The following is a 13325-nucleotide window of genomic DNA, read 5'->3' on the forward strand; positions in this document are numbered from 1 at the left end:
TGGCCCGAAACAGATGTGGGACCAGGCGAAGCCTGGGAAGCGCCGCGCGGGCGGCGCTCGATCTCAAGCACCCTGCACCCCTCAAGACCTACACCTCGAAGCCACGCCGCCCAACTCGTAGCCGCTGCCGCCAGGCTGCGGCTACAGGATTTGGCATTGGATCGGTGAGGCGTTCTTACAACACCTTCCTGATCCCCGGCAAATTCCACCCATAGCGCAACGACAACATGCGCAACCCCGTGCACAACGCGATCCCCACCCAGGCACTGAACTGCGGGTTCAACCACTGCAGCTCGCCGCACAACTGCACCAGCGCGCACAGCAGCGCCGCCGAGGCGTAGATGTCTTTGCTGAGGATCACCGGTACGCGGCCCAGCAACACGTCGCGCAGAATACCGCCGCCCACGGCACTGACCACGCCCAGCAGCACGGCCAGTTCCACGTCGGGGATCAGGGTGTAGACCTTGTGCACGCCGAAGGCGGCGAAGAAGCCCAGGCCGATGGCGTCGAAGAACAGCGTGGGGTGGGTCAGGCGTTGCAGCTGCGTCTGGAAACAGCCGGCCAGGGTCACGGCCAGGCCGACCACGGCGACGTAAGCCAGGTTGGTCAGGCCGGCCGGCGGCAGCGCGCCGATGCACAGGTCGCGGATCACCCCGCCGCCACAGGCGGTGACGAAGGCGATGACGACCACGCCAAACAGGTCCAGGCGCCGGTCGATGGCCGCCAGCGCGCCGCTGAGGGCGAAGACAAAGGTGCCCAGTAAATCGATGTAACGGAACGCTTCAAAACCCATGGTTGCTTCCTGAACCGGCGTGCGCGCCATGTTGCCAGAATTCCCCGGCAGCGATGCGTGAGTGTTTATCAAGCCATTGCGAAACGCTCGGGCTGCTCAGCCGCGCCTCCAGGGTATCTGCCAGGCTATTGACGCCGGCCATGACGCCGCCGGTCGGGTCTTGCAGCACCTTGAACCAGGCCTGGTCGAACGCCGCGCCCAGATCGTGGCGCAATTGGGCTTCGGTATCCGGGCGTTCGCCGGCGTGGACGATGGCGCGGATGCCGGCCATGCCGATGGAAATCAGCGGCCCGACGATCTTGCCCGCCACTGCCGCCGCAATGCCTCCGGCGCCGCGGGTACTCATCTGCCCTTGCAGCTTGGTGTTGGTCGCCTTGGCCACGTTGGCCAAGCCTGCCGGGCTGGCCTGGGCGCCCGCTTGCAGGCGCTTGAGCAGGGTCGCGTAGCCGGGCACTTTGGTGGGTGGCTGGGTGTGGGTCAGCTGGTACAGGCTGACATTGCCTTCGGGGATCACCACGATGCCTGCCAAGTGTTGAGCGTATTGGGATTCGGGCAGGTTGTGCTGGCGGCCGATATCGGCCACCTGAGTGCTGAGCAATTGCAGGTAGAAGTCAGTGGCCTGCACGGCAATGGCATTGGGTTCGATGTCCACCGCCACCGGGGCCAGCACCCGGTGGTGATACTGGTCTTGCAGGTAGGCCTCCAGGCGCCGGGCGGGGGCGTCGTTATCCTTGCCGGCGCTGAGGGTGTACCAGCTTACCCGCATCGACAACCATTCCTGGGTCCAGTAACTGTCGAACCAGGGGATGAACACTTCGTCGGTCTGCTGATAGACGCGGGTGCGCCACTGGTCCATGGAGCCCTTCGCGTACACCAGCGCTTGCTGGCGCGCGTCGCTGGAGGCCTGAACAATCTGCGCATCCACTTGCTGCCAGGTGGCCGGGTTGACCGGCGCCGTTGCCAGCAGCGTGCGGCCGGCGCAGGCGGTCAGCAGCAGGGTCAGGGCAAACACCAGTGCGCGCAAGGACACCGCCGCGGCTCCGTATCGTCAAATGACAAGGGACATGCCTTGAGTATAGGGCGGCGCAACGATGCGCGATTGCCGGATACCAAGGCGATACGTCGGAACCTTGCCAGAGTGTTATCGTTTGGGCATACGCCTGCCTGGCCCTGCCCCATGATCAAGTCCCGCACCCTGTTTGCCCGCATCTTCGCCGTGTCGCTGGGCGCGATCTTCCTCGCCCACGGGCTGACCTACCTGTGGATCGTGCACTACCGCATTCCCCCGCCACCGCGGCTGGGCACCACGCTGGAAACCGACACCCCGGCGCAGGCACTGGAGGCCAGTTCCCACTATTTGCTGGTGTGGCCCAAGGCAATGCTGGCGTTCCAGGGTCTGGCGCTGGTGGGCATCGCCTGGTACGTGAGCCGCTCGCTGACCCGGCCGTTGAAGCGCTTCAGCCAGGCCGCTGAACGGCTGGGGGATGACCTGGACAGCCGTCCGCTGGAGGAAACCGGCAGTGTCGAGGCGCGCCAGGTGGCCGGTCTGCTCAACCGCATGCAGCAGTCGATCCGCGATCAGGTGGACATGCGCCGACGCATGCTGGGGGCGGTGTCCCACGACCTGCGCACGCCGTTGTCGCGGCTCAAATTGCGGGTGACGATGCTGGAGGATGACAGGCTGGCGGCGGACATCACCCAGGACATTGATGCGATCGTGAAGGTGCTGGATGCGACGCAGCATTATCTGCATGACAAAACTCCGGGTTCTACATAGCCCTCACCGGCCTCATCGCGACCAAGGTCGGCTCCTACGCCGTCCGGGGTAGGAGCCGGCCTTGGCCGCGATGCAGCCAACGCGGTTCCGACAAGGGCTGCTACAGTTATTCCAACACTCTCCGTGTCGGGAAAACATCATGCGATACAACCTCTTCGCGCGCCAAAACAACGAAATCATCCTGATCGCCAGAATTTTGTTGATGATCCTATTTATCCTTGCGGGCTGGGCCAAGCTCACCGGTTTTGCCGGCACGGTCAGCTACATGGCCTCCTTGGGTGCGCCGGTGCCGCAGGTAGCCGCGGCCATCGCCGTGTTGATGGAGTTTTTCGTCGGCATTGCGCTGCTGCTCGGCTTCTACACCCGCCCCCTGGCCGCGCTGATGGCGTTGTTCGTGCTGGGCACGGCGCTGATCGGCCACCCGTTCTGGAACATGGAAGGCGCCGACCGCATGATGAACCAGACCCACTTCTTCAAGAACCTGGCCATTATCGGCGGCCTGTTACTGCTGGCGGTGACCGGGCCTGGGAAGTACTCCGTGGACGGCCGCTGAGCCAAGTGCAAAAAACGCACTTTGAAGGTGTCAAAACAGCAATATTGGTAACCGGGAGCGCTGATTAGACTGCCCGCATCGTCACTGACTGCGGAGCTACCCCATGAGCGCCCTCCTCGCGCCCCTCACCCCGCTGCTGCCCGAACCGCTTCGGGCAACAGCGTCACCGGCCCCGGCCGCCTTCGGCCTGCGCATTGCCACGGGCCTTGTGGGCGTACTGCTGGCCGTGCTGGTGTCGGGTTTCAACGAAAATGTCACCAAGTTCGCCATGGCCGATATCCGCGGCGCCATGGGTATCGGCCACGACGAGGCCAGTTGGCTGCTGGTCTGCTACGCCGCCACGTCGGTGTCGGCCATGGCGTTCGCGCCCTGGTGTGCGGCCACCTTCACCCTGCGACGCTTCAGCCTGTGGGCCATGGGCGCCTTCGTGGTGCTGGGGCTGCTGTGCCCGCTGGCGCCCAACTACAACACGCTGTTACTGCTGCGCATCCTGCAGGGATTTGCCGGCGGTGCCCTGCCGCCGCTGTTGATGTCCGTGGCCCTGCGCTTTCTGCCGCCAGGCATCAAGCTGTATGGCCTGGGCGGTTACGCCCTGACGGCCACCTTCGGGCCCAGCTTCGGCTTGCCGCTGGCCGCCTGGGCGGTGGAATACCTGGGCTGGCACTGGGCGTTCTGGCAAATCATCCCCGGTACCCTGCTGGCCATGGCCTGCGTAGCCTGGGGCCTGCCCCAGGACCCGCTGCGCCTGGAGCGCCTGCGCCAACTGGACTGGCGCGGCCTGCTGCTGGGCTTGCCCGCGTTGATCATGTTGGTGCTGGGCCTGGAACAGGGGGAGCGCCTGGCCTGGTTCCAGTCGCCCCTGATCCGCCTGCTGGTCGGCGGTGGCCTGGGGCTGCTGGTGTTGTTCTTCATCAACGAATGGTTCCACCCGCTGCCGTTTTTCAAGGTGCAGATGCTGCGGTTGCGCAACCTCAGCCATGCGCTGATCACCTTGGGCGGCGTGCTGTTCGTGTTGCTGGCGGTGATCATCATTCCCAGCAACTACCTGGCCAGCGTCCAGGGTTATCGCCCTTTGCAGACGGCGCCCGTGCTGCTGTGGGTGGCCGTGCCGCAGCTGATTTCGCTGCCCCTGGTGGTGGCCCTGCTCAATAACCGGGTGGTGGACTGCCGCTGGGTGCTGGCCGCAGGCCTGGGGTTGATGGCGCTGGTGTGCTGGCTGGGCTCGCACCTGACCGGCGCCTGGCATCGCGGCGACTTCTACCCCCTGCAGATGATCCAGATCATTGCCCAGCCCATGGCCGTGATCCCGTTGCTGATGCTGGCCACTAGCGGCCTGCAACCGGCGGACGGCCCGGCTGCCTCGGCCTGGTTCAACACCATCAAGGGGTTCGCCGCCGTGGCCGCCGGCAGCGCCCTGGAAACCCTGAGCCTGCACCGCCTGCACCTGCATTCCACGATGCTGGTGGACCGCCTGGGCAATCTTTGGCCCGGCAGCGGCGGCGCCGAGCTGGCCGAGCGTGTGCACCGCCAGGCCGAGGTGCTGACGGCGGCCGACCTGTACCGGGCCATGGGCCTGCTGGCACTGCTGTTGATTGCGCTGATTCCGATCCTGCCGACGCGCGTGTATCCACCGCGCGCGGCCTCCTGACCCTTGCATGGATGTTGAATGATGAGTGAAGTGAAATCCAAACGCCTTTGGCTGGCCCTGACGGCAGGCGCCACGCTGGTGGCAGCCGGTGTTGGCTACCTGTTGCTGGCCAACGACCCGGTGCAACGCACCGACGACGCCTATGTGCAGGCCGACCTGATGCTGGTGGCGCCCAAGGTCGCCGGCATCGTCGACCGCGTGCTGGTGGACGATAATCAGCCAGTGAACGCCGGTCAGCCCCTGGTGCACATCGATGACCGTGACTACCGCAACGCCCTGCTGGCCGCCGAAGCGGCACTGACGGCGGCCCAGGCACGGGCGGCCGATGCCCAGGCCACCTTGCAGCGCCAGCAGGCCATGGTCGATCAGGCCCACGCAGTGCTGGACGCCGACGGTGCACAAACCGGTTTTGCCGAACATGAACAGCAGCGCTACCAGGCCCTGGCCAACCAAGGCGCTGGCACCGTGCAGAAATTTCAGGAAGCCCAGTCGCGCCTGCGCAGCGTGCGTGCCGTGGCTGCCGAACACCGGGCGGCGCTGGCCGCCGTGCTCAAGCAGACCGATGTATTGCAGGCCCAAGCCAGCACAGCCCAAGCCCTGGTGCGACAAGCACAGGCCCAGGTCGAACGGGCGCAGCTTGAGCTCAGCTACACCGAACTGCATGCCCCCCAGGGCGGTGAAGTGGGCCGCCGCAGTGTGCGCGTGGGCAGCTACGTCAAGCCAGGCGACCCGTTGCTGGCCGTGGTGCCGCGTGCCCAGGCCTACGTAGTGGCCAACTTTCAGGAAAACCAGTTGACCGACATGCTGCCCGGCCAGCACGCCGAGATCGCCATCGATACCTTCCCCGGCCATACGCTGAAGGGCCATGTCGACAGCATCGCCCCGGCCACTGGCGTAACCTTCGCCGCCATCGCCCCGGACAACGCCACCGGCAATTTCACCAAGGTGGTGCAGCGCATTCCGGTGAAGATCGTCCTCGACCCCGACCAGCCGCTTGCCCAGCGCCTGCGCGTGGGCATGTCCGTGCAGGCGCGCATCGACACCGACGACGCCCAGGCGCAGGTAGGTGCCCGATGAGGCGGCGTATCACTGCCCTGCTGTTGCTGATCAGCCTGGTTCAGGGCTGCACCCTGGGGCCGGACTTCAAGGCGCCCAAGGCCGACCTGCCCGCCCGCTGGCAAGCCGTGGACGGCCGCGTGAACCCGCAGTGGTGGGCCAGCTTCAACGACCCGCAGCTGTCGGCACTGATGGCCCAGGCCCTGGCCGGTAACCTGGACCTGGCCATCGCCGCCAGCCACGTGCAGCAAAGCCAGGCCCTGCGCGCCACCGTCGCAGCCGATCGCGTACCAGCAGTAAACGCCAGCGGCAGCTACCAGCGTGCACGCAACAGCCAGGACGGGCTGATGGACATTTCCGGCTACGACGGCAAGCAGGCCTACAGTGTGTGGAACGCAGGATTGTCGATCAGTTGGGAGGCTGACCTGTGGGGGCGCGTGCGGCGCAGCGTGGAGGCGGCCGATGCCAGTGTGCAGGCGGTGCGCGAGCAGCAACACGGCCTGCAAGTGGCGATCATGGCCCTGACCGCGCGCGACTATATCGAACTGCGCGGCACCCAAAGCGCCCTGCAGGTGACCCGCGACAACCTGGCCATCGCCCGTCGCACCTTGACCCTCACCCAGGCCCAGCGCACCCAGGGCGTGGCCACCGATTTGCAGGTGGCCCAGGCCCAGGCCTTGAGTGCCGCCATCGAAGCGCGCCTGCCCGACCTTGAGCAGCGCGAAAGCGTGCTGATCAATGCGCTCAGCCTGCTGGTCGGCCAGCCGCCGGAGACGCTCGAGGGTGCCTTGCAAGCCCCTGCCCCCGTGCCCCATGGCCCGGCCCAGGTGCCTGCCGGGCTGCCCAGCGAACTGGCGCAACGTCGCCCTGACATCCGCGAAGCCGAAGCCCGGTTGCATGCGGCCACCGCCGCCATCGGCGTGGCCCAGGCCGATTTCTACCCGCGCATCACCCTGGGCGCCGATGTTGGCCTGCAGGCCCTGCAACTGGCCAACCTGGGTAACTGGGCCTCGCGCAGTTTCGCCGCAGGGCCGGGCATCAGTCTGCCGCTGTTCGAGGGCGGCCGACTGCAAGGGGCACTGCGCCTGAGCGAAGGTCGTCAGCAGGAAGCGGCCATCGCCTACCGCAAGACGGTGTTGGGCGCCTGGCATGAGGTGGCCGATGCCCTGTCGGCCTACCAGGCCCGTCAGCGTCGCCAGGCCAGCCTCGATCAAGCCGTGGAGGCCAGCCAGCGGGCCTTGCATAGCGCCCAACTGCAATACGACCAGGGCAGCGTCGACTTTCTCAACGTACTGAACGTGCAGACGGCGCTGCTGGATAACCAGGCGGCGCAGGTCGCCAACAGCGCCCTGGTGGCCTTGGCGCTGGTCGACCTGTACCGCTCGCTGGGGGGCGGCTGGCAGGCTACGCCGCAGGGTCCGCCAAGTGCTTGAGGGTGCGCCGTAGCCAGCGGTGCGCCGGGTCGTTGTCCAGGCGCGGGTGCCAGGCCTGGACAATCTCGACGCTGGGCACGGCCACCGGCAGCTCGAATGCCTGCAACGCCAGCCCCAGCCGCTCGAGGGTGGGCAGCATGTTGACCGGCATGATCGGCAGCAGCAGATCGGACTCGGCCACGGCGAACATCGCGCTGTGGAAGGTTGGCGTGATGTAAGCCACGCGGCGGGTCAGGCCGTGCTGCATAAGCGCCTCGTCCAGAGGCCCCCGGGCCAGGCCGCGACGCGACACGGTCACGTGCTCATGGGCGACGAACGCCTCTAGATCCACCGGCTTCTCCAGGATCGGATGCCCCCGGCGCGCCAGGCCCACAAAGGCGGTCTCGAACAGGTGCTGCACCTTGATGTCCGGGCCGAAGGCTCGGCGCGAGCTGATCGACAGGTCGATGCTGCCCTGATTGAGCGGGTCATGGTCCAGGTCGCTTTCCGGCACAAAGCGCAATACGCAGCGCGGGCAATGCTGACGCAACAGCTCGCGCAGGCGGCTGCCGTAGGCGCCGATGAACACGTCGTTGGCGCGCAGGCTGAAGGTGCGTACCAGGGTGGCCAGGTCCAGGCCCTGGCTTTGCTGGAATACACCACGGGCCAGTTCCACCGCGCCGCGTACCTGCGCCTGCATGGCCAGCGCCTTGGGTGTGGGCACCAGGCCGCGCTGGGAGCGTACGAAAATCGGATCGTCGAGGGCATCGCGGATGCGCGCCAGGATCCGGCTGGTGGCGGGCGAGCTGAGGTTGAGGCGGCGCGCGGCGCCGGCCACCGAGCCTTCCTTCAGGAGGATGTCGAGGGCGTACAGCAGGTTCAGGTCGGGATTTTTCATGGGCGCAGGATAGGGGGTTGGGGTTCTGGGGTGCAACGGGTAATCGGCGGTGAAGCTATCGCGACCAAGGTCGGCTCCTACGCCAATTGTGGGCCCACGTAGGAGCCGACCTTGGTCGCGATAGCTTCACCGCCGAACCCTCAGAACAACGAGAACCGGTAGCTGACAATCAGGCGGTTTTCATCCTGGCTTCTTTGGCCGGTGACTTCGGTACGGAACGCCGCATTCAGCCAGCTGAACCCCAGCCCTTTGAACGTGCCTTGGTTGACCACGTAATTGAGCGCGAGGTCGCGCTCCCACTCCCCGCCCGTGCTGGCCGCCTGGATATGATCGCCGTTGAGGTAGATCACCGAGGCACTGAGCCCCGACAGCCCCAGGCGGGCGAAGTCGTAGCTGTACTGTGCAAGCCAGGTGCGCTCGCCGGCGTGCTGGAAGCGACCGATCTGGCGGCTGGTAATCAGGTACGGCGCGTTGCCGTCACCCTGGTTGATGAACGGGAAATCACTTTTGCCGGTGACCCGCTGGTACCCCGCCGCCAGCGACTGGCTGCCCAGGGTGTAGGTGAACAGGCCGCTCCAGGTGCGGTTGTCGACCTCGCCGTTGCTGCCCACCGCCCCGCTGCTCTTGTAACCGGCCAGGCGCCCGGCTTCGCTGGCGTTCTCGCCCTGGCCGTTGCTGATGAAGCCGCGCAGGTCGGTCTGCAACGTGCCGTAGGGCAGCTTGCTGCTATGGGTCAGGCCAACGAAATGCTGGTCATAGAAGTCGTCGAGGTTGGCAAAGTAATACTGGGCGGTGGTGTGGGGGTCGAGTTTGTAATCGGCACCGGCGTAGTAGAAGGCATTGCTGCGCTGGCCGGTTTCACTGTTGGCCCCGGCGATCGACAGCGAGGCTTGGTTGCTGGAGTTGCGGCCTTTGACGGAGGTGATCTTGCCGCCCACCAGGGTCAGGTTGTCGATCTCGCGGCTGGTGACCTGGGTGCCCTGGAAGGTCTGCGGCAGCAGGCGGCCGTCGTTGATGCCGATCACCGGCAAGTGCGGTTGCAGCGTGCCCACGCGCACCTCGGTATTGGAGAACCGCGCCTTGGCGGTCAGGCCCAGGGTGGCGAAATCGGCCACTGCGCGGCCGTCACTGTCACTGGGGAAGACGATGCCGCCGCCACTGCTGCCATTGTTGTAGGCGCGGCCCTTGCCCGAGTCCAGGCGGATGCCGAGCATGCCCAGGGCGTCGACGCCGAAACCCACCGGCCCTTGGGTAAACCCCGAGGCGTAATTGAGGATAAAGCCTTGCCCCCATTCCTGTTGCCGCGAGGGGTTGGCGGTGCCGCTGCGGCTGTCGTTGTTGATGAAGAAATTGCGCGCGGTCAGGTCCGCCTTGCTGTCGTCGAGGAAGCCGTCGGCCCACAGGGGCTGGCTGAACAGGGCGGCGCTGAGGGCCAGGGGGAAGGCTTGACGGTACATCGGACGTCCTTGGTGAGGTCAGGGACGGCGAGTGTAGGAATGGACGGTTTGGTTCAAAAATACAGAGTTGGCCTATGCTTATGCCTGAATTGATCCTAAAATTTGTTAAAAAAGGCATAAGCAGCCACCGCGCGGGCTTGCGCAATGCCTTATTGATCAGCAGGTTGCAAAGATGAACGAAGATTCATGACGCTACATGTGTAGCCGCTGCCGAAGGCTGCGCTGGCCTGCGTGAACCCTGTAGATTTCAGCGTACGTCAGGGCCAGCGCAGCCTGGCGGCAGCGGCTACAGGCATCAGGCGTAGTGGGCGGCCAGGAACTTGAGTAAATGGGCGTTCACCGCTTCGGGCTGTTCGCTTTGTATCCAGTGGCCGCACGATTTGATCACGTGCTGCTCCAGGCGCGGCACGCGCTTGGGCATGCGCAGCAAGGTATGGGCTTCCAGCACCCCGACAGGGTCCAGGTCGCCGATCAGGAACAACGCCGGCTGCTCGACATTGGCCTCGGCCAGCGCCTCGGTCCGCAGCCAGTTTTTCTCGAAATTGCGGTACCAATTCAGCGCCCCATGAAAACCGCGTCCGGCAAAGGTGTCCACGTACACCTGAAAGTCCTCGGCACTGCACCAGTCCGGCAACCGGTCCGGCTGGTTGATGCCGTCGAACAACTGCGCCGTGGCGGGCTTGTCCTTGAGAATCAGGTCGCCGTTGTCGCCACCCTGCATGAACATGCGCAAGGTATGGGCAATGTCGGCATCCAATTCAGCCTCGGCCACGCCGGGGTTCTGGAAGTAGAGGATGTAGTTGAAGCGATCCTTGAAGTGCGCGCGCAGCAGGTCCACCGCCGGTTGCCGCGGCCGCCCGGCGAACGGCACCGACAGCGCCACCACGGCCTTGACCCGCTCAGGCTCCAGCAGCGCCAGGTGCCAGGCCACGGGCGCACCCCAGTCATGGCCGATGATGCACGCCTGGGTATGGCCCAGTTCGTCCATGGCGCCCTGGATGTCGGCGCACAGGGTCAGCAGATCATAGGCATCCACCGCCTGGGGGGCGGAACTGGCGCCGTAGCCGCGCATTTCCGGCAGCCATACCTGGTAGCCTGCGCTCACCAGCGGCTCGATCTGCGATCGCCACGAGTGCCAGCACTCGGGAAAGCCATGCAGCAGCCAGATCGGCTTGCCGGTGGCGGGGCCGGCGCTGTGCACGCTCAGCGTGATGCCGTTGACCGCCAGGCTGCGTTGCTGTGTGGCCTTCATCGTCCGTGCTCGTGTGATCCGTTTCCCCTACCCTAGCAAACCCCGGCCACAACGCTAACCATCATTGACCGGCGCTATGCTCGCGCTGCTGCCGGCGGAATTGCCCGGGCGGCAGGCCCTGGGTCTGGCGAAAGCGCCGGGAGAAGTAGGCTTCGTCAGCAAAGCCGCAGCGCTGGGCGATGTGGCTGATGGGCTCGTCACTGTTGAGCAGGTGGGTGCGCGCCAGGCGCATGCGCCGCTCCAGCACCAGTTCGCTGAAGGTGCTGCCGGTGTCCTTGCGCAGCAGGTGGGTCAGGTAATTGGGTGACAGGAAGGCTGCGGCGGCCGCGTCCTTGAGGGTCAACTCAGGGTCGGCGATGTGCTCACGGATATAGGCGGTGACCCGCGCCAGGGCGTCGCGGCGCCCGCGGCGGGTGGCCTTGTCACTGGCCAGTTGCTGCAAGGGCCCGGCAAAGCGCTGGCTGACCACGCCGATCAACTGCAACAGCCCGGCGCGCAACAGGGTGGTGGTGCCGAACTCGCGGGTGCGGTCCAGGCTGCGCAGGCGTTGCATCAAGGTTTCGATGTCGGCGAAGGCCGGATCGTCGAGGATGAAGTCCAGGTGCTCCTGGAACTGGAACGGCGCCAGTTCCGGCGCTTGCGCCAGGGGCACGTCCTCCAGGTCCAGCGGATCGCACGGCAGATGCGGCAACAGGAAGCCCTGGGCAAAGTTGATCAGCATGAAATTGCCCTGCTCCGGGTGCGGAATCAGGTGCAGGCGGTGGGGCAGGATAAAACTCAAGGCCTTGTGCGGGAACGGCCGCACGGCGCCGCCAATGTGCTGCACGGTGTCGCCGCCCAGGTTGATCTGGATCTGGAAGTACTCGTGACGGTGCGGCGAGGTCAGGGCCTCGCGCTCCTGCTTGTCGCGGATGTAGAAGTCGTCGCGGTTGCTGCGCTGCTGCATGCCATAGGTGGGCACGCGGGACAGGGACGACATGGCAACAACCTCTTGGGGGGAAGACGCCGCCAGTCTAAAGCGCGCAGCGCCCTCCTCCAAGCCTGCCGTCAGCGGTTGCCGATGCGCAGTTCCAACTGGGCCACGCCATCGATGCCGGCGCTGACCTGGTCGCCCGGCTGCAAGGCGCCGACGCCGGCGGGCGTGCCGGTGAAAATCAGGTCGCCGGGCTGTAACGCCACCGAGCGCGACAGGTAGGCGATCACGTCCGACACCGGCCAGATCTGGTCGGACAGGTCGCCGCGTTGGCGTTCCTCACCGTTGACCGTCAGCCAGATGGCGCCGCTGGCCGGGTGGCCCAGGGTGGCCGCCGGGATCAGCGCGGTGCACGGCGCCGACTCGTCGAAGCCCTTGGCCCAGTCCCACGGCCGGCCCTGTTTCTTGGCCTGGGCCTGCAGGTCGCGGCGGGTCAGGTCCAGCCCCAGGCCGTAGCCCCATACATGGGCCAAGGCGTGCGCCGGGTCAATGTCGACCCCGCCTTCGCCGATGGCCACCACCAGTTCCACTTCGTGATGCAGGTCGCTGGTCAGCGGCGGATAGGCGATCACACCTTCAGCCGGCACCACGGCATCGGCCGGCTTGCAGAAAAAGAACGGCGGCTCGCGATCAGGGTCATGCCCCATCTCGCGGGCGTGCTCGGAATAGTTGCGGCCCACGCAGAACACCCGGCGGATCGGGAAGCGGCGGCTGTCACCGGCGATGGCGACGCTGGCGGCGGGTGGTGGGGCAATCACGTACTCGGTCATGGACAACTCCTGGCTTAAGGCAGGCGGCCAGTGTGCCGTTGCGAGCAGCGCCAGGGCTTGTACAGAACCACGTGGATTGTGGACAGGGCAACGCATTGGCGCATACTCAAGGCCAGGGTCTGTATGAAATGTATTCCAGCGAAGGCCAAGCAAGGCGAAAACAGGCGAGGAACGGTCGGAGTCGCGCTCGACTTTACGGGTTGTAAATGAGCATTCCGATCGGACTCGCGCACGAGCCTGTTTTCAACGCAGCATGGGCGAGCTGGGATGCATTTCGTACAGAGCCTAATCGCCGAAGTCGAGAAGGAGTTCCCATGGCCGACCACCAGGACAACGTCGTCCCGCTGCGTGTCACCCGGGTGTTTGCCGACGATGGCAGCGACCCGCAGCGGCTGGATGATGTGCAGCGTCAGTGGATGCAGCATACCTTCGCCGGCACGGATATCGACTGCGCCGCCATCCTCACTCAAGGCCAGTACCGCCAGGCGCTGGCGTACATGATCCAAAGCATCATGGAAGGCCCGCACCCTGGCGAGAACTTGCTGGCATTCGCCATGAAGACGGTGCACATGACCGGCGAGCAGTTCGCCAAGCTCGACGGTTATGGGCCGCAGCTGTGCGCCAAGGCGCTGATGGACATGGGCAACGGCGTGCCGGGGGCGTTGGAGAAGGTCCAGCGTGCCCGGCGTATCCTGCGCAGTGGCCTGCACCCGGTGGCGCCGGGCGACGCGTAAGG

The 13325-nt window shown here is 65.8% G+C and carries 13 protein-coding genes; 6 read left to right on the forward strand and 7 right to left on the reverse strand.

Going from position 1 to position 13325, the window contains the following annotated elements; genetic code table 11:
- Positions 1-175: 175 nt before the first annotated feature.
- The gene (locus ACZ9GA_RS12045) at positions 176-793 is read right to left on the reverse strand and encodes a trimeric intracellular cation channel family protein (RefSeq protein WP_455921054.1); all 618 of its coding nucleotides are present in this window, start codon (positions 791-793) and stop codon (positions 176-178) included.
- A complete protein-coding gene (locus ACZ9GA_RS12050) occupies positions 783-1823 on the reverse strand; it encodes a hypothetical protein (RefSeq protein WP_457362457.1) in 1041 nt (346 codons plus the stop codon). The genes ACZ9GA_RS12045 and ACZ9GA_RS12050 overlap by 11 nt, the downstream gene beginning before the upstream one ends.
- Before the next feature lie 147 nt (positions 1824-1970).
- Between ACZ9GA_RS12050 and ACZ9GA_RS12055 the strand changes: the two genes are divergently transcribed.
- From ACZ9GA_RS12055 to ACZ9GA_RS12075, 5 genes are all read left to right on the forward strand, one after another.
- Positions 1971-2570 (forward strand): HAMP domain-containing protein, encoded by a 600-nt coding sequence (locus ACZ9GA_RS12055; RefSeq protein WP_457362456.1) that lies wholly within the window; start codon positions 1971-1973, stop codon positions 2568-2570.
- A gap of 139 nt (positions 2571-2709) precedes the next feature.
- Complete coding sequence (locus ACZ9GA_RS12060; protein ID WP_457362455.1) at positions 2710-3123, forward strand: DoxX family protein; 414 nt, start codon at positions 2710-2712, stop codon at positions 3121-3123.
- Between the two features lie 103 nt (positions 3124-3226).
- Positions 3227-4771 (forward strand): MFS transporter, encoded by a 1545-nt coding sequence (locus ACZ9GA_RS12065; RefSeq protein ID WP_457362454.1) that lies wholly within the window; start codon positions 3227-3229, stop codon positions 4769-4771.
- A gap of 21 nt (positions 4772-4792) precedes the next feature.
- Complete coding sequence (locus ACZ9GA_RS12070) at positions 4793-5848, forward strand: HlyD family secretion protein (RefSeq protein ID WP_457362453.1); 1056 nt, start codon at positions 4793-4795, stop codon at positions 5846-5848.
- A complete protein-coding gene (locus tag ACZ9GA_RS12075) occupies positions 5845-7260 on the forward strand; it encodes an efflux transporter outer membrane subunit (RefSeq protein WP_457362452.1) in 1416 nt (471 codons plus the stop codon). Before ACZ9GA_RS12070 ends, ACZ9GA_RS12075 begins: the two co-directional genes overlap by 4 nt.
- Here the strand turns inward: ACZ9GA_RS12075 and ACZ9GA_RS12080 are convergent.
- From ACZ9GA_RS12080 to ACZ9GA_RS12100, 5 genes are all read right to left on the reverse strand, one after another.
- Positions 7232-8137 (reverse strand): LysR family transcriptional regulator, encoded by a 906-nt coding sequence (locus tag ACZ9GA_RS12080; RefSeq protein ID WP_457362451.1) that lies wholly within the window; start codon positions 8135-8137, stop codon positions 7232-7234. The two genes, ACZ9GA_RS12075 and ACZ9GA_RS12080, sit on opposite strands and share 29 nt — an antisense overlap.
- Before the next feature lie 140 nt (positions 8138-8277).
- Positions 8278-9594 carry an OprD family porin gene (locus ACZ9GA_RS12085; protein WP_457362450.1) on the reverse strand — a complete coding sequence of 439 codons (1317 nt, stop codon included), beginning with the start codon at positions 9592-9594 and terminating at the stop codon, positions 8278-8280.
- Positions 9595-9889: 295 nt separating this feature from the next.
- Positions 9890-10846: an alpha/beta fold hydrolase gene (locus tag ACZ9GA_RS12090; protein ID WP_457362449.1), complete on the reverse strand. Its 957-nt coding sequence runs from the start codon at positions 10844-10846 to the stop codon at positions 9890-9892.
- A gap of 61 nt (positions 10847-10907) precedes the next feature.
- On the reverse strand, positions 10908-11825 hold the full coding sequence (locus ACZ9GA_RS12095; RefSeq protein WP_457362448.1) for a helix-turn-helix transcriptional regulator: 918 nt from the start codon (positions 11823-11825) through the stop codon (positions 10908-10910).
- A 68-nt stretch (positions 11826-11893) separates the two neighbouring features.
- Entirely contained in the window at positions 11894-12589 is a 696-nt protein-coding gene (locus tag ACZ9GA_RS12100; protein WP_457362447.1) for a fumarylacetoacetate hydrolase family protein, read from the reverse strand.
- A gap of 314 nt (positions 12590-12903) precedes the next feature.
- Here ACZ9GA_RS12100 and ACZ9GA_RS12105 point away from each other — a divergent pair, with 314 nt between their 5' ends.
- Positions 12904-13323, forward strand: a complete 420-nt coding sequence (locus ACZ9GA_RS12105; RefSeq protein WP_457362446.1) for a hypothetical protein — start codon at positions 12904-12906, stop codon at positions 13321-13323.
- The last annotated feature ends 2 nt before the right edge of the window (positions 13324-13325 follow it).

Source organism: Pseudomonas sp. TE3644 (assembly GCF_056278815.1).